Annotated in this window: 20 protein-coding genes; all 20 read left to right on the top strand. The window is 41.8% G+C overall.

Going from position 1 to position 19534, the window contains the following annotated elements; translation table 11 throughout:
* Nucleotides 1-5 precede the first annotated feature (5 nt).
* The 20 genes from HUU49_02795 (at nucleotide 6) to HUU49_02700 (ending at nucleotide 19502) form a co-directional block, all read left to right on the top strand.
* Nucleotides 6-317 carry a hypothetical protein gene (locus HUU49_02795; protein NUM25533.1) on the top strand — a complete coding sequence of 104 codons (312 nt, stop codon included), beginning with the start codon at nucleotides 6-8 and terminating at the stop codon, nucleotides 315-317.
* An 8-nt stretch (nucleotides 318-325) separates the two neighbouring features.
* On the top strand, nucleotides 326-2071 hold the full coding sequence (locus HUU49_02790) for a type II/IV secretion system protein (GenBank protein NUM25532.1): 1746 nt from the start codon (nucleotides 326-328) through the stop codon (nucleotides 2069-2071).
* A 40-nt stretch (nucleotides 2072-2111) separates the two neighbouring features.
* Nucleotides 2112-2489 carry a response regulator gene (locus HUU49_02785; GenBank protein ID NUM25531.1) on the top strand — a complete coding sequence of 126 codons (378 nt, stop codon included), beginning with the start codon at nucleotides 2112-2114 and terminating at the stop codon, nucleotides 2487-2489.
* Nucleotides 2490-2494: 5 nt separating this feature from the next.
* Complete coding sequence (tadA, locus tag HUU49_02780; GenBank protein ID NUM25530.1) at nucleotides 2495-3568, top strand: Flp pilus assembly complex ATPase component TadA; 1074 nt, start codon at nucleotides 2495-2497, stop codon at nucleotides 3566-3568.
* 9 nt (nucleotides 3569-3577) lie between these two features.
* On the top strand, nucleotides 3578-4783 hold the full coding sequence (locus HUU49_02775; GenBank protein ID NUM25529.1) for a type II secretion system F family protein: 1206 nt from the start codon (nucleotides 3578-3580) through the stop codon (nucleotides 4781-4783).
* An 18-nt stretch (nucleotides 4784-4801) separates the two neighbouring features.
* Nucleotides 4802-5224, top strand: a complete 423-nt coding sequence (locus HUU49_02770) for a prepilin-type N-terminal cleavage/methylation domain-containing protein (GenBank protein ID NUM25528.1) — start codon at nucleotides 4802-4804, stop codon at nucleotides 5222-5224.
* 112 nt (nucleotides 5225-5336) lie between these two features.
* On the top strand, nucleotides 5337-5816 hold the full coding sequence (locus HUU49_02765) for a prepilin-type N-terminal cleavage/methylation domain-containing protein (GenBank protein NUM25527.1): 480 nt from the start codon (nucleotides 5337-5339) through the stop codon (nucleotides 5814-5816).
* An 89-nt stretch (nucleotides 5817-5905) separates the two neighbouring features.
* Nucleotides 5906-8170, top strand: a complete 2265-nt coding sequence (locus HUU49_02760; GenBank protein ID NUM25526.1) for a YfhO family protein — start codon at nucleotides 5906-5908, stop codon at nucleotides 8168-8170.
* On the top strand, nucleotides 8149-8790 hold the full coding sequence (locus HUU49_02755; protein NUM25525.1) for a methyltransferase domain-containing protein: 642 nt from the start codon (nucleotides 8149-8151) through the stop codon (nucleotides 8788-8790). Before HUU49_02760 ends, HUU49_02755 begins: the two co-directional genes overlap by 22 nt.
* Nucleotides 8790-10601: a DUF2723 domain-containing protein gene (locus tag HUU49_02750; protein ID NUM25524.1), complete on the top strand. Its 1812-nt coding sequence runs from the start codon at nucleotides 8790-8792 to the stop codon at nucleotides 10599-10601. Before HUU49_02755 ends, HUU49_02750 begins: the two co-directional genes overlap by 1 nt.
* A 63-nt stretch (nucleotides 10602-10664) precedes the next feature.
* Nucleotides 10665-11150, top strand: coding sequence for a type II secretion system protein (locus HUU49_02745; GenBank protein ID NUM25523.1), 486 nt, complete (start codon nucleotides 10665-10667; stop codon nucleotides 11148-11150).
* Between the two features lie 107 nt (nucleotides 11151-11257).
* Nucleotides 11258-12007 carry a prepilin peptidase gene (locus HUU49_02740; GenBank protein NUM25522.1) on the top strand — a complete coding sequence of 250 codons (750 nt, stop codon included), beginning with the start codon at nucleotides 11258-11260 and terminating at the stop codon, nucleotides 12005-12007.
* Entirely contained in the window at nucleotides 12004-12609 is a 606-nt protein-coding gene (locus HUU49_02735) for a type II secretion system protein (GenBank protein NUM25521.1), read from the top strand. The genes HUU49_02740 and HUU49_02735 overlap by 4 nt, the downstream gene beginning before the upstream one ends.
* Nucleotides 12593-13159 carry a hypothetical protein gene (locus tag HUU49_02730; protein NUM25520.1) on the top strand — a complete coding sequence of 189 codons (567 nt, stop codon included), beginning with the start codon at nucleotides 12593-12595 and terminating at the stop codon, nucleotides 13157-13159. Before HUU49_02735 ends, HUU49_02730 begins: the two co-directional genes overlap by 17 nt.
* Nucleotides 13146-13901, top strand: coding sequence for a type II secretion system protein (locus HUU49_02725; GenBank protein ID NUM25519.1), 756 nt, complete (start codon nucleotides 13146-13148; stop codon nucleotides 13899-13901). The genes HUU49_02730 and HUU49_02725 overlap by 14 nt, the downstream gene beginning before the upstream one ends.
* Before the next feature lie 3 nt (nucleotides 13902-13904).
* Nucleotides 13905-14837: a hypothetical protein gene (locus tag HUU49_02720; GenBank protein NUM25518.1), complete on the top strand. Its 933-nt coding sequence runs from the start codon at nucleotides 13905-13907 to the stop codon at nucleotides 14835-14837.
* A 2-nt stretch (nucleotides 14838-14839) separates the two neighbouring features.
* Complete coding sequence (ligA, locus tag HUU49_02715; GenBank protein ID NUM25517.1) at nucleotides 14840-16876, top strand: NAD-dependent DNA ligase LigA; 2037 nt, start codon at nucleotides 14840-14842, stop codon at nucleotides 16874-16876.
* Between the two features lie 62 nt (nucleotides 16877-16938).
* Nucleotides 16939-17229: an Asp-tRNA(Asn)/Glu-tRNA(Gln) amidotransferase subunit GatC gene (gatC, locus tag HUU49_02710; protein ID NUM25516.1), complete on the top strand. Its 291-nt coding sequence runs from the start codon at nucleotides 16939-16941 to the stop codon at nucleotides 17227-17229.
* Between the two features lies 1 nt (nucleotide 17230).
* A complete protein-coding gene (gene gatA, locus HUU49_02705; protein ID NUM25515.1) occupies nucleotides 17231-18697 on the top strand; it encodes an Asp-tRNA(Asn)/Glu-tRNA(Gln) amidotransferase subunit GatA in 1467 nt (488 codons plus the stop codon).
* 67 nt (nucleotides 18698-18764) lie between these two features.
* Entirely contained in the window at nucleotides 18765-19502 is a 738-nt protein-coding gene (locus HUU49_02700; GenBank protein NUM25514.1) for a thioredoxin domain-containing protein, read from the top strand.
* The last annotated feature ends 32 nt before the right edge of the window (nucleotides 19503-19534 follow it).

Genomic DNA, 19534 nt, shown 5'->3' with positions numbered 1-19534 from the left:
AACCTATGCTGTTGCCAAAGAAAATCAGAGGACCAAAGAAAATTTTTCTTCTTTCAGTTATGGCTGTTTTAGTTGGCGTAACTGCTTATTTGGTTTACGATAATTTTTTGAAAGATTTAATGCGGCCGAGTGCAATAACCGAGATTCAAGTGACACCATTGGTTGTTCCGACTATTAATACAAAATTTGAAACCAGCTTTTTATCTCAGGAACCGTATACTAGATTAGAGGAAAATGGCAATTTGCCGGTGGAAATTGGCGCACTCGGGAGGCCAAACCCCTTTCAATCCATACCTTTTAGTATCCTTGAGCAGTAATTTTTTAAATGTTAAGAAATCAATCCCAACTTGTTGAAGCATTGGTCGCCGGTAATCTGTTGACTCGGCAGGCGGCTGACGATTTGCTTAAAAAATCTTCGGAAGTTCGAAAAACTCCCGAAGAACTTATTATTGAGGAACGATTGATTACCGACAAAGAGCTGTTGGCGACCAAATCAAAAATTTTAAATACGCCAGTTGCCGATTTTCAAAATAAAACGATTGACAAAAAAGTTTTGAATTTGATTCCTAAGGAGGTTGCTGAAAACTATCAAATGATACCCTTTGAAAAAGAAGGGTCGGAGTTGCGAGTTGGTTTGGTGAACCCTCAAAATTTTAAAGCGATTGAAGCAGTTGAATTTTTAGCTCAGAAGGCTGGATTAAAAATTAGATATTTCATCATTTCACCAACCAGTTTTCGCTTAGGTTTGCGGCAATATCAGGCGTTGGGCGAAGAGGTAAAACAAGCTTTGGCCGGAATTAATGAACAGCAACAAGTGGTTGAAAAGACCGCGGAGGAATCTTTGAAGGAGATGGAAGAGGTTATTAAGAGTGCGCCGGTTTCTAAAATGGTTTTAGTAATTGTTCGCCACGCGATTGATGGCCGGGCTTCAGACATTCACATTGAGCCAACCACAAAAGACACGAAAGTCCGCTACCGTATTGACGGTATCTTGCGAACTTCTTTGGTTTTACCAAAATATATTCATTCGGCGATTGTGGCGCGCATTAAAGTGTTGGCAAATTTAAAATTGGATGAAACCCGAAAACCTCAGGATGGCCGGATTCGGTTGAATATTGAAGGCCGCGATATTGATTTTCGTGTTTCAACTTTGCCGTTATTTGAAGGCGAAAAAGTTGTTTTGCGTATTTTGGATTCAAATGCCCAAATTCCTTCTTTAGATCAGCTTGGTTTTAATAGTATTCATATTGAAACCATAAAAGAGGCGATTAAAAAACCAAACGGCTTGCTGCTGCTTACTGGTCCGACTGGTTCTGGTAAAACAACGACGTTATATACCATCTTGACCATGATTAACAAAGACGGAATAAATATTGTGACGCTCGAAGACCCGATTGAGTATTATGTTGATGGAGTTAACCAGTCACAGATTAATCAGGAAATCAATTATACCTTCGCTTCTGGTTTGCGGGCAATTTTGCGTCAAGATCCCAATGTGGTGATGTTGGGAGAAATTAGAGACAAGGAAACAACAGAATTAGTTATTCATGCGAGCTTAACCGGACACTTAATGCTTTCAACGCTGCATACTAACAATTCAGTTGGTGCAATTCCCCGATTAATCGACTTAGGCGCTGAACCATTTTTGTTGTCGTCAGTCATGAACGTGGTTATTGCTCAACGATTGGCGCGAAAGCTGTGCCCAAACTGCAAACAGGAAACAAAAGTTCCCGAGCTAATGATGAAAAAAGTTAAAAGTGAGTTAAGCCAGATTCCCAAGAAATATTTAGAAGGGTTAGAAGGAATTGATATTGACAAGCCGGTGTTTTATAAAGGTGCTGGCTGCGCCAGTTGTGGTAATCTTGGTTATCAAGGCCGAACTGCCGTATCAGAAATTTTAGAAATTACTCCCGAAGTTCGAGAAGCCATTAACCGCGGCGGTAATACTATTGAAATCAACAAAATGTTAAAGAGCCAGAATTTTATTACACTGACTCAAGATTGCCTGATTAAAGCGCTGAAAGCTGAAACAACGCTGGACGAAGTAATGAGAGTTTCCCAATTAAATTAATAATTGCTACAATGTTAAAAATTAATTAGTAATGAATATTATGGCAAAAAGTAAAACAATTCTGTTAGTGGAGGATGATGAATTTTTAGCAGAACTTTATGCTACCAAGTTAAGTTTGGAAGGCTATGAAGTTTTTTTGGCTAATGATGGGGAAAAAGGTTTTAAAATGGCTAAGGAGAAAAAACCTGACTTGATTCTTTTGGATATCATTTTGCCAAAGATGGATGGGTTTGAGGTTTTATCAAAAATAAAATCTGATAAAGAAATTAAAAATATTCCGGTTGTTTTATTAACTAATTTAAGCCAAAAAGACGAGGTAAAACGTGGGCTTGATTTGGGTGCAAGCGATTATTTGATTAAAGCCCATTTTATGCCTTCAGAGGTTGTTAAAAAAATTAACCAAGCAATTGGCGAATAAGTTTTATGGACAGTTCAGCTAATATTTTTGTCAATAAAATTTTGACGGCGGCGGCGAAGCGAAAGGCGACGACGATTCATTTGAGTGTTAACAGCTATCCGGCTTTTCGGATTGATGATTCGTTGGTGGAGCTGCGAGATGAACCAATTATTACCGACAGCCTCATTAAATCATTGGCTGAGGAATGGCTTGAGGCTGAACAAAAAGAAAAATTGGCCCAGGATCGGACAGTTGTTTTTACTAAAGAAGTCGCAAAAAAATTTCGGTTGAAAATCAGTTTCTTTTTTCAGAAAGGGTTTTTGTCTGCCAACCTGCGACTGATTCCGGAGCGTTCGCCGTTATTGATTAATTTAGGTTTACCAAAGTCAGTCTATGGCTTGGTCGATAAGACTTCCGGCCTGATTGTGGTCGCCGGCCCCTATGGATCGGGACGGACAACAACTATCGCTTCAATGATTGAAGAAATCAATAAAAGCCGGGCGGAAAATATTGTGACAATTGAAAAGCCGATTGAATATATTTTTACCAACCAACAAAGTATTGTTGAACAGCGAGAAGTCGGTAAGGACACGTTAAGCTTTACCAGTGCTCTGCGTTCGGCGCAGCAGGCTGATGTTGACGTAGTGGCCGTTGAAGCGAATCAGGAGCCAGAAGTAATTCCGTTGATTCTGGAATTCGCCAATTCTGGCAGACTGGCTTTTTTGAATATGGACACTACTTCAGCAGTTCAAACGATTGAAGAAATTTTTGCGGCGTTTAAGGGCGAAGAAAAACAGCGCGGTCAGCTTTTATTGTCTGAAAGTTTGCTGGCGGTGATTGTCCAGCGATTAGTTCCACGAGCCGGCGGAGGATTAGTGTTGGCAACAGAGGTGTTGATTGCTACCGAGGCAGTCCGGTCATTAATCTCTCAGGGTCGGATTAAACAGCTTGATACTATTTTACAAAGTTCACGGGCTGAAGGTATGTCGAGTCTTGACCAGTCTCTAGCAGAGTTAGTGCGGTCGGGGCAGGTATTAATTGATAAAGCGATTGAATACGCGATTGATCCGGAAAGTTTCCGGGCAATGGCTAAAGCTTAATTTGTTATTATGCCCTATTTTCGCTATAAAGCTACTGACGAAAATAATGAAGTTATTGAAGGAATGATTCAGGCCGCGTCCCAGGATGTTGCGGCTGAAATTTTAGTTGATCGTGATTTAACCATTTTATCGCTTGAGGTGGAAAAAATGGGCCTACAGGAGCGGTCTTTAAAAATTTTAAATCGGGTAAAAATTAAGGATTTAGTGATTTTTTCCCGACAACTTTCGGTGATTGTTTCAGCGACAATCCCGCTGGTTCAGGGATTACGTATTTTAACCAGCCAGACTGAAAGTCCAGTGTTAAAAACAGTTGTTTCAGAAGTTGCCGATGATGTTGAGGGCGGCGCTAAGCTGTCGGCGGCGTTATCGCGACATCCGCAAATTTTTAATGATTTTTTTATTAATATTATCCGTTCGGGCGAGACGTCTGGTAAGCTTGATGAAGTATTAAATTACCTCGCTGACCAGCAGGAAAAAGATTACGACTTGTCCTCTAAAATCAGAGGAGCGATGATTTACCCGGTTTTTATTGTGGGTGGTTTATTGATTGTCGGAACATTGATGATGATTTTTGTCATTCCGCAATTAACTTCTATTTTAACAGAAACCGGAGTTGAGCTTCCTTTAACCACTAAGATTTTGATTTTTACCAGTAACTTTTTTACCAGTTTTTGGTGGGCAATTCTTGCAGCGATCATCGGTTTATTTGCCGGCGTCAAGGCAATGATCCGGACCGATCAGGGGAAGTTGCTATGGGACAGAATGATTCTGAAATTGCCGATATTTGGCAAACTGTTTCAAAAAATTATTCTAGTGCGGTTTGCACGAAGTTTGTACACTTTAACAACCGGCGGCGTTGCGCTGACAAAAAGTCTTCAGATTGTTTCTGATGTCGTCGGCAATTCAGTCTATCGCAACTTAATTCGTGAAACAGCCGAAGAGGTTGAAGATGGTAATCCAATTGCTACGGTATTTTTGAGAACTCGGGAAGTACCGCCGATGGTGTCGCAGATGTTAAGTCTGGGAGAAAAAACCGGCCGAATCGATGAAATTTTGGACAAGATTGCTAATTTCTACAGTCGGGAAGTAGACAATATGGTCAACAATCTAGTCACGTTACTTGAGCCGTTGATTATGTTGTTGATGGGCCTAGCGGTCGGTGCGTTGGTTTCAGCTATTATTTTGCCAATTTATAATTTAGCTTCCAGTTTATAAATAATCGAAAGGTGCACTATGTTTAAAACAACATCAAAAAAACGGGGCTTTACTTTGGTGGAGTTGTTGGTCGTTATCAGTATTATCGGAATTTTATCTAGCCTCTCAACGGTCTCGGTGAATATCGCTCGAACTCGGGCTCGAGACGCTAAACGCAAGGCTGACACGTCTCAGGTCCAGTTAGCACTTTATTTATACTTTGATGATAATTTAAGGTTTCCTTTAGCTGACCTTTTGCCGGAAAATGCTCAGGCTAACTGGGTTACGGCGTTAACGCCAGCGTTGAATGGTACTGAAACGGGTAAGTTATATATGGCAACCGTGCCAATTGATCCGCTTAATTTGAATGAACATGTGTATGGTTATAACAGCGACGGACAAGAGTTTACCATAACTTACTATCTTGAAGATGGTGGACCGCAAGAGATTCACGGGTATTAGTTGTTGAGTTTTCATTTTTTTGGTATAATATATTTGGTTGTTGATAACTAAAAAATAAACAAAAATTCGTTCAAAATTTGTTTGAACGAGACCAAGGAAAGGGGGTGACGAAATGAGAAAACGAGGTTTTACATTAATTGAATTGTTGGTGGTTATTGCCATTATTGGTTTACTATCAACTTTAGCGGTCGTGGCATTGAACTCAGCTCGTGAGAAAGCCCGAGACGCTAAACGTGTTGCCGATATCAAACAAGTGCAGACTGCGTTGGAGCTTTACTTCAACGATGCCGGTGGTTATCCGGTGCAGACCGCAACTTTGGGTTTAACTGCTTCATCAGACGTACTATGTTATCGCGGAGATGGTTCAGCTTGTGCTAACGGTACTAGCTGTGGTTTCGTCGGTTCAGCAGCAGCTTGTCCGAGTGGAACAACTTACATGGGCTTAGTGCCTACTAACCCTGGCCCGGGAGGCGCAGATTACGTCTACACTGCTTCGACAAATAGCACCTACAGCCTTACCTTTACTTTAGAGGGTCAGACTGGTGGTTTGTCCGGAACCGCTCATACTGCTAGCCCAGACGGAATTCAGTAATTTTAAAATGCAGGAAGCTTCCAATCCCCCGCGTTTTGCGGGGGATTTATTTTGTTTATTTGCTAAATAAAAGATGATATAATTAACTAATGCTATTGGTTTGGAAGAAAATTTGGCCGTTACTGGTGTTGCTGGCATTGGCAGCTTTTTTATTTTTACCCCAATTGTTGACGGGCACCATTCCGTATGCCGGAGATTATTCGGGCAGTGATTTGACGGAGCTTAATATTCCATTTCGTGACGCGGTTGCCGACTCATTTCGTCGGGGCGAGTTTCCGCTTTGGACAAATCTATTAGGAAACGGTTGGCCGATCCTGGCGGAAGGTCAAAGCGGCGTATTTTACCCTGTAAATATTTTATTTTTTATTTTTTTACCATTAGGATTGGCGGTACTGTGTAGTTTTGTTGCGAACTTTTTTTTGGGGTCAGTATTTACTTACTTATATGCCAGGGTGATTCGTTTGAGCAGTTCAGCTGCTCTGTTAGCTGCAATCGCTTTTAGCTATAGCGGTTTTTTTGTTTTTAGAATTAAACATTTGAATCTGATTAATGCGGCAATTTGGCTGCCGTTGGCATGGTACGTGATTGAAAAAATTTTGCAGCAGTATAACAAGAAATACTTGGTTTTATTAAGCCTGGTTTTTGCAATTCAATTTTTTGCCGGTCATCCTCAAATCAGCTATATCACGATCGTGGCAAGCTTTGTTTATTTTGTCTTGCGGTATATCTCAATTCCCGGCAGAAAAGGCATCGTAGGATCTATAAAAATGATTTTTGGTTCATGGCTATTAGTAGGTATTTTAACTTTTGGCCTTTGTGCAATTCAATTTTTGCCGACGTATGAGCTTTCGCGGATCTCAACTAGAAATGAGTGGATTAATTATGACACTGCTGTAGCTTTAAACTTCAGACCGTCGCAGTTGCTGACTATTTTTTCACCCTACCTTTTCGGCAATCCGGCAACCGGAAATTTTGACAGCCGATCCGGCATCAGCTTTTGGGAAAGTAGTCTTTATTTTGGCATTATCTCCTTGTTATTAGCGGTTTATTATTTATATCAGGGATTTAGGAAACGTACCCTTGACTATGTGCTAGTGCTGCTTGCGATTGCTTCATTCCTTTTGATTTTGGGTAAATTCAGTCCGGTGCATTTTTGGACTTGGCAGATAGTTCCGGGGATGAAAATGTTTCGATTTTCTCAAAGGTTTTTATTGGTATTAACTTTTTGTTTATCAATTTTTGCCGCCATCGGCTTTGACGTGATATATGACAAGTTTAAAAGATTTCTAACGGCAACGAAAAAATACAGTAAGTCAAAATTTTTGAGGATCGGTTTGCCAATGATAGTCATTCTTATATTAGTAACAGATTTATTTTTCATGGCGTCAAAGTACGTTGGTTTTCTTCCCTCAGAGTATTTTACTATGCCAAAAAGCGCTGAATTTCTTCATCAAAAAAATGAGCTTGCCAGAACGGCGAGCTTTTTTTATCAGTTATCTTGGATGAAATCCTACGAATTTTCCGAAGGTTGGCAAAATAATATGGCGCTATTTTTGGAAGAACGGGAATTACTTCAGCCAAATTTGAGCATGCTTTTTAATGTTGAGCTTTATAATGATCGGGGATGGAATGAGGGCGGACAGCTTGACGCCCGGCTGGCCCACATATTTTCCGGGATTGATCAGAGTTTTTTTGTTCATCGGGACGGATGGATCAGTTTGCCGGACCAAACCCTGAAAGTTTTGGGAATGCAGAACGTGAAGTACATTTTAAGTTTTTATGAAATCAAGTCAGATAACCTGGTCTTGGCAGAAGAAATCAGACAGCATTTTTTGCCGCCGTTAAAAATATATGAAAATAAGTTTTTCCTTCCGCGCGCATTTTTGATTGGCACCGTTCAGACGGTTGCGGACGAAGAGTCGGCGTTAAGCATGATGTTTGGAACAGATTTTTCATTCCAGGATCGGGCGCTGGTAGAAACTGAGATAGCAGTTGACTCTGGATTTAGTGAGTCGGATCACGCCACGGTTATTGATTATCAAAATCAAGAAATGATTTTTGATGTCGTTGTTAACTCCCCGAAATTATTGGTGGTTAGTAAAACTTTTTATCCGGGTTGGCAGGCGACAATTGACGGCCGGCCGCAGGAGATTATTCGAACCAATAACGCATTTAGTGGGGTAGTTATTCCGTCAGGACAGCACCAGGTTAAATTTCAATATCAGCCAAAATCGTTTATAATGGGAAGGAATATCACCGCATTGACGCTATTGCTTTTGGTTGTATTTTTCGTTTTTGATTATTCAAAAGTTAATAAAGCAAGATATAAACTATGGTCACTAAAGAAGACTTAGACCGGATCCATAATGCCGTTCCGGTTGATTATTACGAGCGTGGGATTAAAAAAAATCTTTTGCAACGGTACTGGCATCATCGACGCTTTAAAATTATCACCAAAGAAATTAAAAAGCTTCGACTAACAGGCACTATTTTAGATTTAGGGTGTCATAGCGGAGATTTAACTAACGTGGTGCAAGCGGCGAGTGGTTGCCCGGTAATCGGCGTAGACATTTCAGGATCAGCTATTGAGTATGCCAAATCCCGCTTTCCTCATATTCAATTCGTTCGTGCTGATTTTCCGGCCGATAAACTTTTTTCGGACGACTATTTTATTGCGGCTACTTGTTTTGACGTCATGGAACACCTGCCTGATACTAAAGCGGTTTTAGCAGAGGTAAAAAGATTATTAAAGCCAGGTGGCTATTTTATTATTGCTATTCCTAATGAGAATTGGCTGTTTAAAATTGTCTGGTGGTTTTGGCTTAAGTGGAAAGGACAGGTCTGGGAAGATGTGCATGTTCACGACTTTAAGAAAGAGGGTTTTGGTATTTTTCTTGACGCCGGCTTCAAACAAGTGACCAGCAAAAAAATAATTTTTAATATGTGGCATTTTATTATTTTTCAGGCGGATTAATGAAGACTTTATTACGCAAAAATTTTATTGGTGCCAGTCTGGTTTTTACCGCTGTGATGGCGGTGTATTTACTTACGCTGGCTCCGACCATTACAAACGAAGACGGTCCGGAGTTTGTGACCGCCATTCATGTATTGGGAATTCCTCACCCGCCTGGGTTTCCGCTGTATCTGTTGATTGGTAAAATTTTTTCGTTTATTCCTTTCGGCACATTGGGTTGGAGGATTAATTTAATGTCAGCAGTTTTCGGCGCGCTGACAGCTGTTATGCTGTATTTGATAATTCAAAAAACAATCAGCCGATATGTTATTTCTTTTTTAGTCAGTTTGTTGTTGCCGTTTAGCCTGATTTTTTGGTCGCAAAGCGTGACGGCGGAAGTGTATACATTAAACACTTTTTTTGTCGCTTTACTGATTTACCTACTAATGATATGGCAACAAGACCAAAAAGATAAATACTTGTATTGGTTTTCGCTACTATATGGTCTTTGCTTGACTAATCATACGATGTCAATTGTTTTAGCCCCGGCGTTTACTTTGTTTATTTTGTTAGTTAATAAAAAAATCATTTTTAACTGGCGGTTAATTGTTAAAATGTTTGGGTTGTTTTGTCTTGGATTGTCGGTGTATTTATATATTCCGATCCGAGCGTGGCAACAAGCGGTTTATAATTGGGGACCGATTACTACCTGGCAAGATGTTGTTGCACACATTACCAGGGCTAAATATGGCGATCTTAATCCTTTCAGTAGCTCCTATTCCAAGACGGGCATTGTGTTGTCATTTTTGTATGATATTTACCGGCAGTTTTTTTGGCCAACAATTATTCTAGCGGCCGGCGGCGTAGTGTACTTTTGGAAGAAAAATATGCCGTTGGCAGCTCTAACGGTCGGCATTTTTTTACTTAACAGCTTTGGTCTGATTTATTTAAGAAAATACGGTTTTGCATTAGGAATAGACCACACGTACCGAGTGTACTATTTGCCGGCTTATTTTGTTTTAGTCTGGTGGCTAGCCATTATTATTGATTATCTATATCAATTTCTACTAAATACTATTAAGAACAACGCCAAGCTTAAGGCGGTAGTCCAAGCTACTTTATTGATTATCTTATTAAGCCTGCCGGTCAGCTTTGTGGCAATGAATTTTGGACAAAATGATTTAAGCGATTATTGGTTGACGTATGATTATACCAAGGGTCTGTTGTCCAGCCTGGAACCAAACAGCATTTATTATTTTGCCTACGACGGAAGCCTACAGACCGATACGGAAATTTTTGCGCTGATTTACTTTAAGATGGTTGAAAATTTCCGGCCCGATGTTGATATTATTTCAGAGCAAAATTTCTTTTATAAAACCGTTAACGTTAAAATTCCTGATGAACACTATAAGTTGAGTTTTGAAGATCGCCGCCGCACGTTTTTCACCATGGTTGACAGCGTTAAAGACCGGCCGCTATATGCCAACTATCCATTAACAAGTGAAAATAATAACGAAAAAAAGTTTTCGCTGCCAAACGGCTATGCCTATCGTGCTTATCCGTCGCTGGCAGAGGCACGGCGAGCTAATCAACAGTACTATTTTGGGACAATGCGAAATCTTTTAGAGGTTAAAGATTTGATTCATCAGAACCCGGCTGATGACGGATTAATTGGCCACTATTTTTATAACTTGGCGGCCATTTATTTAGTGGAAGGTGATCGTGTTAAATCACAAGATTATTTGGTAAAAGCGATTGATTTTGACACGGCGCCGTTTAATCATGAATATCACCGGTTTATCCAATATCGCAAGGAATGGTCTGGTAATTAGTTACCAAAAGTCGCTTTTGTGGTATACTGTTAGTAAGTTAATATAATTGATAATTTCTTTTCCATGAAAGGAGGTGAAAAGATGAAAAAACGAGGTTTTACTCTTATTGAATTGTTGGTGGTTATTGCCATTATTGGTTTACTGTCAACATTGGCGGTAGTAGCTTTAAATTCGGCCCGAGAAAAGGCCAGAGACGCGAAGCGCGTTGCCGACATTAAACAAGTTCAGACAGCGCTGGAGCTTTATTTCAATGATAGCAGCAGTTACCCGGTTGATGACGGTGACGGTTACACTTTAGGTACGGATGTTACCTGTCTTGGTTCCGGTGGCTTTGATACTACTTGTGCTGACCCGATTTATATGGGTTTGGTTCCTTCAAACCCAACGCCGGGCGGTGCGGCATACACGTATGAATCAGTAGCGGCCGGTGGCGGCGGAAACTGTACTTCCGAACCCTGTCCGTCATACAATATTACTTTCACGCTTGAGGGGCAAACCGGTGGTTTGACCGGAACCGCTCACACGGCTACTCCCGATGGTATTCAGTAAATAGCCTGACAATGGTTTGACTTTCCTAAATTAGGGCCTTGCTAGATAGCAAGGCCCTAATTGTTTCTTATTTGCTTGAAAGGTGGTTTTTAGGGTAAAATATGAGTATGTTTGAGTCTATATTATTTATTTTTGGTTTGATTATCGGTAGTTTTTTGAACGTTGTTATTGCTCGGCTTGGCAAAAAAAAATCTTTTTGGTCCGGACGGTCAGAGTGCCCAAAATGCAAATATCAGATAAATTGGTATGACAACATCCCGGTTATTAGTTTTATCATTTTGCGCGGACGGTGCCGAAATTGTCATCAATCAATTTCTTGGCAGTACCCCATGGTTGAATTAGCCACTGCTTTGATGTTTGTTTGGATTTATACAGTGTTTGGTTTGGGTGCTAAATTTTTTATTTATTCAGTTTTCTCCTCTTTTTTGATGGTTTTATTTGTTTATGACCTGAAGCATTATTTGATTTTGGACCGGGTGAGCGTTCCGGCGATGATTGTGGCATTTTTGGGGAATATCTATCTTGGGGCCGGGCTTGCGGATTTGCTATTGGGGTCCGCAATAGGTGCCGGTTTTTTTGCAGCCCAGTATTTTATTTCAGGCGGACGATGGGTTGGTGATGGAGATATCAGGCTCGGTGCAGTAATGGGATTAATGCTTGGCTGGAAATTTGTACTTGTTGCCTTGTTTATTGCTTATTTGACTGGCGCGACAGTTGGCGTCTTTTTAATGATGTTGAAAAAAAAGAAAATGTCTTCGGAAGTTCCATTTGGTCCGTTTTTAACATTAGCAACCTTTATTACCATGCTGTACGGCCGGGAATTAATTAATTGGTATTTTAATTTATTCTATCGATGAAACAGACTACTTCGCGCGGATTTACGCTTATTGATCTGATGGTGGCGGCTGTTATCATCATTATTATGTTTAGCTATGTGCTGGCTAATTTTCGGACAGCGCAATTCAGCGGCGAGATTGACGTTTCAAACAAGCGGCTAGTTAATCTTTTTAAAGTCGCTCGTAACTACAGTTTGGGGGGTCAGCTATTAGCTAATCAGTCTTTTCCTGACGGTGGATATGGTGTTTATTTGAATTTGAATTCGCCTAGTACGGCGCAGATGTATGCAGCTTTAGATCAGTCAGCAAACGGTTTTTCGGATGGTGAATTGATTCCAGCACAAACGCTTAATTTTAAAGATATTACCCTCATTGATTTATGTGGTGCGGTTACTGACGAGATTACGACATTACCGTGTCAAAGCGGCTGGGAAGACGCGGGCAATTATTTGGAAGTAATTTTTGACGAGACTGGCGGCGCAGTCGCCAATTATGACGCCGGCAGCGATTTTAAGCATATTGGAGGGGTAATAAAAAGTTCCCGTACTAATCAGCAGGCATTTTTTATGGTTTCATTGTTGAGCGGGGGCGTAACCGGAAATTTATATGACCGTCGGGATTAAACAGCAAAGAGGCCAGGGATTATTAGAAGCTGTTTTTGCTATTGGAATTATGGTTATGGTTGTTTCGGCGGTATTAGCTCTGACGACCTCAAATGTGATTGGCCAGCGCCAAAGCGAACTGCAAGTTGTTGGTAATAATTTGGCGCGTGAAGGTCTTGAAGTTATTAGAAATATCAGAGATTCTAATTGGCTTTCCGGCACTAATTGGGATGCTGGTCTTGTTGGCGGTTCGGAAGCGCTGGTCGTTTTTAGTGAGGCTAATAACAGCTGGGAGCTAGATTTTAATATTGTGCCAGGTAAAGATCGGCTGTACCTCTCAACAAGCGGTGTTTACAGCCACGATCCGGCGCTTGGTCAACCTTCCTTATTTTCTCGAAGAATTGGTTTACAATCAATTTGTCAAAATAGTGATGGCGAAGATTTAATTAAAACCAGTTGTGACAGCGGCGAACAGAAAATTGGCCTTAAGGCGCGGTCAGTCGTGACCTGGCAGGAAAGCGGTCGAAACCGCCAAGTCGCCGTTGAAGCTTTGATGTATGAGTGGAAATAAACAAAAAAACCAAGGGTTCACCCTGATTGAGATGCTAGTTGTTCTTGGTATTTTTTCGATACTAATGGTGGTGATTGTAAATGTTTTTTTATTGGCGCTTAATTCTCAGCGCCAGTCTTCACTTCGCCAGCAGACCCTGGCAAATTTGCGGTATGTTGCCGAGACGATTGTCCGTAAAATCCGGACATCGGAAATTGATTATAGTTATGTATATGACGGCGATGGTGAAACCGGGATTGCCGGTTTTGAACAAGAATTGTCGTTGATTGATCAGGACGGCAATAATTATATTTTTTATTTATCCGGCGGCGAAGTGAAATTATTAGCAAATGGCCAGGAGTCGGCAATGACTGATGTTAATGAAGTAAAAATTGTCAGCCTGCGTTTTTATATTGATCCGGTGACAAATCCGTTTGCCGAGGAAAGGTGCAACGACTCATTAAAACCGGCGGCGAATGGCTGTTTGAACAATACAATCAGTTGTACGGTCAATGATAATTCCGGTCTGACGGGATTTTGCATTTGTAACCCGGACGCTGATGTGTTGTCTTCATGCGGGACACAAAGCTGCGATGACGCCGCATTGGGAGGCGCCGACGACAACCTCGGTCTTTGTTTGCCGTTTGATGTCCAGCCGAGGGTAACAATGGTTTTGGGGTTTGAATCAGTTGGCGGCAAACCTGAAGATCAAAAAAGAATTTTCCTTCAAACCACGACATCAAGCCGTGTGTATAAGCGTTAAGCTATGGCAAGAACAGAAAAAAAACAATCGGGCATGGTATTAATTCTGGCTATCTTAATTATCGCCTCGGTATTAGCGACGGCGGTTGTTTTTAGTAATTTGATTATTAGTGAAATTCGGCAATCCCGACTGATTGATCAGTCGATTCAATCATATTATTTGGCCGAAAGTGGTGCCGAACGCGCGCTATATGAAACAAGACGCAAGGAAGCGGTCAAACCCGAAGACTGCTCAAAAATTCAGTCCGGCTCCACTTGCCAGATTACCGGGTACTGTTCGTTGACTACGCCCAGTAATTCGGTGCCATGTATTAGTTTAAACGAGGGCAACTTATCCGGCTTGCCCGGGCAGTGGGATATTGCAGTAACTAATGAAAAGCAAGTCTCAATTTTTTTGAATATTGGCGAATCATTCCAAATTGATTTATTCAATCCATATCAGGTGGCTGGTTTTGAAGTCGGAATGGAATCTTTTGAAATAACCGGCACGCCAGGCAGTACGCTGGCAGCTGAATTAAGCAATGTCACCTGGCTAGTCGGCGGGACGCTGGACTGCAATCCAAACGTATTTACGCCGCCTGAGCCGGCGATTACTCGCGGAGATATTATTATCAACAGTAGCGGATCTTCAACCTATTTAGTGAATGTTTATAGCGGCGACCCGTCGATTAATCCGAATTGTTCATATATTCTAAGGGTAAGTAATTCAATTTTGCCGGATGCCGCGGCCGGGCAGTTTAACTTGTCAATTTTTAATAAGGCAACTGATGTTGATCCGATTAGTAATCGGCTTGATATTCCAAGCCGGTTGATTATCAACTCTCAGGCTGATTTTGGCAGTTCGCACCAAGAGCTTAAAGTGCGTACGCCGATTAGGCCGCCGCTTTCCGGACTGTACGACTTTGTGATTTTCTCAGAAGAAGAAATTGTGAAATAAGTATGGATAAACAAACGGCAAAAAAAAGAATTGATAAGCTGGTTGAGCAGATTGATGATTTGCGTTACCGCTATCACGTTTTGGATGATCCGACAGTTACTGATGCAATTTATGATTCATTACAGCGGGAATTGGCAGGATTGGAAAAACAGTTTCCGGAACTCAAGCGTGATGATTCACCGTTATCTCGAATCGGCGGCAAGCCGCTGGACAAATTTACTAAAGTGGAACATCAAGTTCGACAATGGTCTTTTAATGACGTGTTTTCAGAAAGTGAGTTACGCGATTGGGAAGAACGTAGCTTAAAAATTTTAGAGAAATCTGGCAATTCCGGTTTGGAGTTGGAGTATGTTTGTGAGTTAAAGATTGACGGATTGCACGTGGTGTTAACATACGAAAAAGGTTTGTTGAAGGTTGCGGCCACCAGGGGCGACGGTTTGATCGGCGAAGATGTGACTCAGAATATTAAAACGATTCAAAGCATTCCGCTTAAACTTACTAAGCCTGTTGATGTGATTGTTGAGGGAGAAATTTGGTTGAGCGAAAAACAATTGGTGGAAATCAATAAACAGCGCCTTCGCGACGGTCTGCCTGAGTTTGCCAACCCGCGCAATGCGGCTGCCGGAACAATCCGTCAACTTGATCCGAAAGTGGTTGCTCAGCGCAAACTTGATTGTTTTGTCTATGATTGGTCGGGCGGCAAAGAATTACGACCAACAACCCAGCGCGACGAACTTGAGGCATTGAAAAAATTGGGTTTTAAGGTAAATCCACATTATAAAATTTGTAAAAATTTAAAAGACGTTTTGGCGTTTCATGATCAATGGCAGCACCGCCGTGCGGCCGAGCCGTATTGGATTGACGGAGTTGTCGTAAAAATTAACGATGTTGATTTACAGCGGCAATTGGGATATGTCGGCAAGGCACCGCGTTGGGCGGTGGCGTATAAGTTTCCGGCCGAGGAAGTGACTACGGTTATTGAAGACATTCAGGTTCAGGTTGGCCGCTTGGGCACTTTGACGCCGGTAGCTCATTTGCGCCCGGTTAAATTGGCCGGTACGACGGTTAAGCGGGCAACACTTCATAATGAAGATCAAATCAAGCGCTTGGGCGTAAAAATTGGTGACACGGTGGTTATCAGAAAGGCCGGCGATATTATTCCCGAAGTTGTTTCGGTTTTGGATAAAATGAGAACCGGCGGTGAAAAACCGTTTAAGATGCCTCGGCGGTGTCCGGAGTGTGGTTTTGCAGTAGAGCAAAAAAAGATTTCTCAAAAAGGTGAAACTCAAAGCGTTGATTGGTACTGTAGCAATCCAAAATGTTTTGCTCAGCAGCAGCGTCGCATGGTCCATTTTGTGTCCAAGAAGGCATTTAATATTGATGGCCTGGGGGAAAAGATTATTGCTCAGTTAATGGAGGAGGGTTTGTTAAAAACCCCGGCCGATATTTTTCGGCTGGAAAAAGACGATTTGGTTAGTCTAGAACGCTTTGCTGACAAATCGGCTGACAATCTGGTTACAGCAATTAATCGGGCAAAAAATATACCATTAGCTCGGTTCATCTACGCGTTGGGTATCCAGCATGTCGGCGAGGAGACCGCAATTGATTTGGCTAAGCATTTTGGTTCGATTGAAAAAATAGCGTCTTCCAAGCGGCAGGACCTTGAGGCATTGCCGGATATTGGTCCGGTAGTGACCCAAAGCATCTATCAATGGTTTCAGGAGAAAGAAAATCAAAAATTAATTTCTGAATTGTTGGCTTTGGGTGTAAAAATCACTTCGCCGGAAAAGAGAGTAACCGCCACAAAGCTGATGGGTAAAAAAATTGTGGTCACCGGGACCCTCGCTTCAATGAGTCGCGACGAAGTCAAAGAACGAATCAGGGCCGCGGGCGGTGACTGGGTGTCGGCTGTTTCTAAACACACCGATTATGTAGTGGCTGGCGAGGCGCCAGGCTCAAAATTGGCCAAAGCTAAGGCCTTGGGAGTTCGGGTGATTTCCGAGGATGAATTGCTTGATTTGCTTGAATCTAGAGCCTAAAAACAGGCTTGCCAATCCAGGTATTTGTCTATATACTATAGAGGTAATAAAAAGCTTTATTTATGTCTTTAACGGCCCAAGAAGTAAAACACATCGCTCATTTAGCCAGACTTGGTTTGAATGATCAAGAGGTTGAGAAGTTTACTGCTCAGCTTTCTTCGATTTTGGAGTATGTTGAACAGTTGCAAAAGATTGATACAACCGGCGTTGAACCAACCGCCCAGGTGACCGGTCTGGAAAATGTGATGCGCCCTGATGAGGTTAAAGAGTTTGATAAAAAAGCCCGGGGGCAGATGATTCAGTTGGCACCGGACTCTGAAGATAATTTGATCAGAACTAAATCAGTTTTTTAAGATGAAGCTTAACGAATTAACAATTGCTCAAGCAAGCAGTGGTTTGCAAAAAAAAGAATTTAGCAGTGTTGAGCTGACTAAAGCTTGTTTTGACGAAATCAAAAAGACCGATAAAAAAATTGAGGCTTTTTTGACGTTGACTGAAGATTCGGCATTGGCGCAGGCTAAGGAGGCCGACCAGAGGGCAGATTTTTCAAAACCGTTAACGGGAATTCCGTATGCCGCCAAAGATATTTTTTGCACCAAGGGCGTGCGAACGACTTGTAGCTCAAAAATTTTAGAGAATTACATCCCGCCATATTCCGCGACCGTGATTGAAAAAATTCAGGAGCAATCTGGCGTGATGCTAGGCAAGGTCAACATGGACGAATTTGCCTGTGGTTCTTCAACAGAAACTTCATATTTTGCCAAAACGAAAAATCCTTGGGATTTGGAGCGGGTACCAGGTGGTAGCTCCGGCGGTTCGGTTGCGGCAACAGCCTCCCATCAATGTATTTATTCGCTTGGTACTGATACTGGTGGTTCAATCAGGCAACCGGCTGCTTTAACGAACTTAGTTGGTTTAAAACCGACATATGGACGAGTATCGCGCTATGGAGTTATTGCCATGGCTTCTTCACTTGACCAAGTCGGACCGCTAACCAAGACAGTCGAGGATTCAGCGATTTTGTTGGGTCAGCTGGCTGGTCGCGATGAGTATGATTCAACCACTTTGGATGTGCCGGTTCCTGATTACGCTTCAGAAATAAAACGTGATATTAAAGGCCTTAAAATTGGTGTACCGAAAGAATATTTTATTGATGGTATGGATCCAGAAGTGGAAAAAACGGTTCGTAAAGCAATTGATAAGTTAAAAGATTTAGGTGCGGAAATGGTGGAAGTCAGTTTGCCTCATGCGATGTACGGTTTAGCAGTGTACTATATTATTATGCCATCTGAGTTAAGTTCTAATCTCGCTCGGTATGACGGTGTTCGCTACGGGTATTCGGCCAATGCTAAAAATTTACTTGATAATTATTTAGAAACTAGAGCCCAGGGTTTTGGTGCGGAAATCAGACGGCGAATTATGCTTGGAACATATACGTTGTCTTCCGGTTATTATGATGCGTATTATTTGAAGGCGCAGAAAGTCAGAACGCTGGTTAAACAGGATTTTGACCGGGCTTTTGAGCAAGTTGACTGTTTATTGACGCCAACTTCACCGACGGTTGCGTTTAGGCTTGGAGAAAAAACTGCTGATCCACTGACAATGTACCTGGCCGATATTTTTACGGTTTCGGTTAATATTGCGGGCGTTTGTGCTGTTTCGGTGCCGTGTGGATTTGTTAAGCCTAAAGACGGGGCGGTGGAACTGCCGGTTGGACTCCAGTTGATTGGCAAGCAATTTGATGAAACAACAATCTTAAAAGCTGCGTATAATTATGAGCAGGCGTGCGATTGGTACAAGCGAAAGCCAAAAATTGACTAGCTTTTAATGGTTTTGGTACAATTAAGTAACTTATAATTAATTAACTAACCAAGTTAAGAAAAAAATTATGCCAGACAAAAAAGATTTTTTTGATATGTCGTCTAAGCAGAGTTTGGTTTTAGGGCTTGGTTGGGGGATTGCCATTGTTAGCGTTATTGGTTTCGTCGTCCTTTTGGCCGGCGGATCACCAAGCAATAACGCTCCGGCCAAAAATACTAACGTTGCAGTTAACGCCAACGTTAATCCGACCCCAACTCCGACCCCAACTCCAGAGGCTTCTGGAGATGTTTCAAAAACTGCTCCGGTCACAGACAGTGACCATATCAAGGGCAATAAGAATGCAAAGATCACTTTGCTTGAATACTCCGATTTTCAGTGTCCGTTCTGTCAGCGCCACGTGCCGACGCTAGAACAGGTTCTTGAACAATATGGTGATGACGTTCGATTGGTCTACCGCCATTTCCCGCTCAATTCAATTCATCCGCAGGCCCAGAAAGCTGCTGAAGCTTCCGAATGTGCTGCTGAACAAGGTAAGTTTTGGGAAATGCATGATTTAATGTTTGCTAACCAAAGTGCTTTGGATGTGACCAGTCTTAAGGGTTATGCCAAGACGCTTGGTTTAAACCAGTCTCAGTTTGACAGCTGTTTAGACACTGGTAAATTTGCCGGAAAAGTTAACCAGCAAGCCGCTGAAGCGCAAGCCGCTGGTATTACTGGTACTCCGGGAACCTTCGTTAATGATCAGTTGGTCAAGGGAGCTTATCCAATTGCCACCTTCCAGCAAATTATTGATTCAATGCTTTAAACCGTATAAGGTTGTATATCATTAAAGCCCCG

The sequence above is a fragment of the Candidatus Buchananbacteria bacterium genome (assembly GCA_013359225.1).
Taxonomy (GTDB): domain Bacteria; phylum Patescibacteriota; class Patescibacteriia; order Buchananbacterales; family UBA6539; genus JABWCG01.
Note: the sequence above shows the minus strand (reverse complement) of the source record. Positions and strands in the feature narration are given on the sequence as shown.

What these genes read in the sequence shown, in the direction of transcription:
- HUU49_02795 (NUM25533.1), top strand. Translation starts at nt 6, where the DNA reads ATGCTGTTGCCAAAGAAAATCAGAGGACCAAAGAAAATTTTTCTTCTT.
- HUU49_02790 (NUM25532.1), top strand. Translation starts at nt 326, where the DNA reads ATGTTAAGAAATCAATCCCAACTTGTTGAAGCATTGGTCGCCGGTAAT.
- HUU49_02785 (NUM25531.1), top strand. Translation starts at nt 2,112, where the DNA reads ATGGCAAAAAGTAAAACAATTCTGTTAGTGGAGGATGATGAATTTTTA.
- tadA (NUM25530.1), top strand. Translation starts at nt 2,495, where the DNA reads ATGGACAGTTCAGCTAATATTTTTGTCAATAAAATTTTGACGGCGGCG.
- HUU49_02775 (NUM25529.1), top strand. Translation starts at nt 3,578, where the DNA reads ATGCCCTATTTTCGCTATAAAGCTACTGACGAAAATAATGAAGTTATT.
- HUU49_02770 (NUM25528.1), top strand. Translation starts at nt 4,802, where the DNA reads ATGTTTAAAACAACATCAAAAAAACGGGGCTTTACTTTGGTGGAGTTG.
- HUU49_02765 (NUM25527.1), top strand. Translation starts at nt 5,337, where the DNA reads ATGAGAAAACGAGGTTTTACATTAATTGAATTGTTGGTGGTTATTGCC.
- HUU49_02760 (NUM25526.1), top strand. Translation starts at nt 5,906, where the DNA reads ATGCTATTGGTTTGGAAGAAAATTTGGCCGTTACTGGTGTTGCTGGCA.
- HUU49_02755 (NUM25525.1), top strand. Translation starts at nt 8,149, where the DNA reads ATGGTCACTAAAGAAGACTTAGACCGGATCCATAATGCCGTTCCGGTT.
- HUU49_02750 (NUM25524.1), top strand. Translation starts at nt 8,790, where the DNA reads ATGAAGACTTTATTACGCAAAAATTTTATTGGTGCCAGTCTGGTTTTT.
- HUU49_02745 (NUM25523.1), top strand. Translation starts at nt 10,665, where the DNA reads ATGAAAGGAGGTGAAAAGATGAAAAAACGAGGTTTTACTCTTATTGAA.
- HUU49_02740 (NUM25522.1), top strand. Translation starts at nt 11,258, where the DNA reads ATGTTTGAGTCTATATTATTTATTTTTGGTTTGATTATCGGTAGTTTT.
- HUU49_02735 (NUM25521.1), top strand. Translation starts at nt 12,004, where the DNA reads ATGAAACAGACTACTTCGCGCGGATTTACGCTTATTGATCTGATGGTG.
- HUU49_02730 (NUM25520.1), top strand. Translation starts at nt 12,593, where the DNA reads ATGACCGTCGGGATTAAACAGCAAAGAGGCCAGGGATTATTAGAAGCT.
- HUU49_02725 (NUM25519.1), top strand. Translation starts at nt 13,146, where the DNA reads ATGAGTGGAAATAAACAAAAAAACCAAGGGTTCACCCTGATTGAGATG.
- HUU49_02720 (NUM25518.1), top strand. Translation starts at nt 13,905, where the DNA reads ATGGCAAGAACAGAAAAAAAACAATCGGGCATGGTATTAATTCTGGCT.
- ligA (NUM25517.1), top strand. Translation starts at nt 14,840, where the DNA reads ATGGATAAACAAACGGCAAAAAAAAGAATTGATAAGCTGGTTGAGCAG.
- gatC (NUM25516.1), top strand. Translation starts at nt 16,939, where the DNA reads ATGTCTTTAACGGCCCAAGAAGTAAAACACATCGCTCATTTAGCCAGA.
- gatA (NUM25515.1), top strand. Translation starts at nt 17,231, where the DNA reads ATGAAGCTTAACGAATTAACAATTGCTCAAGCAAGCAGTGGTTTGCAA.
- HUU49_02700 (NUM25514.1), top strand. Translation starts at nt 18,765, where the DNA reads ATGCCAGACAAAAAAGATTTTTTTGATATGTCGTCTAAGCAGAGTTTG.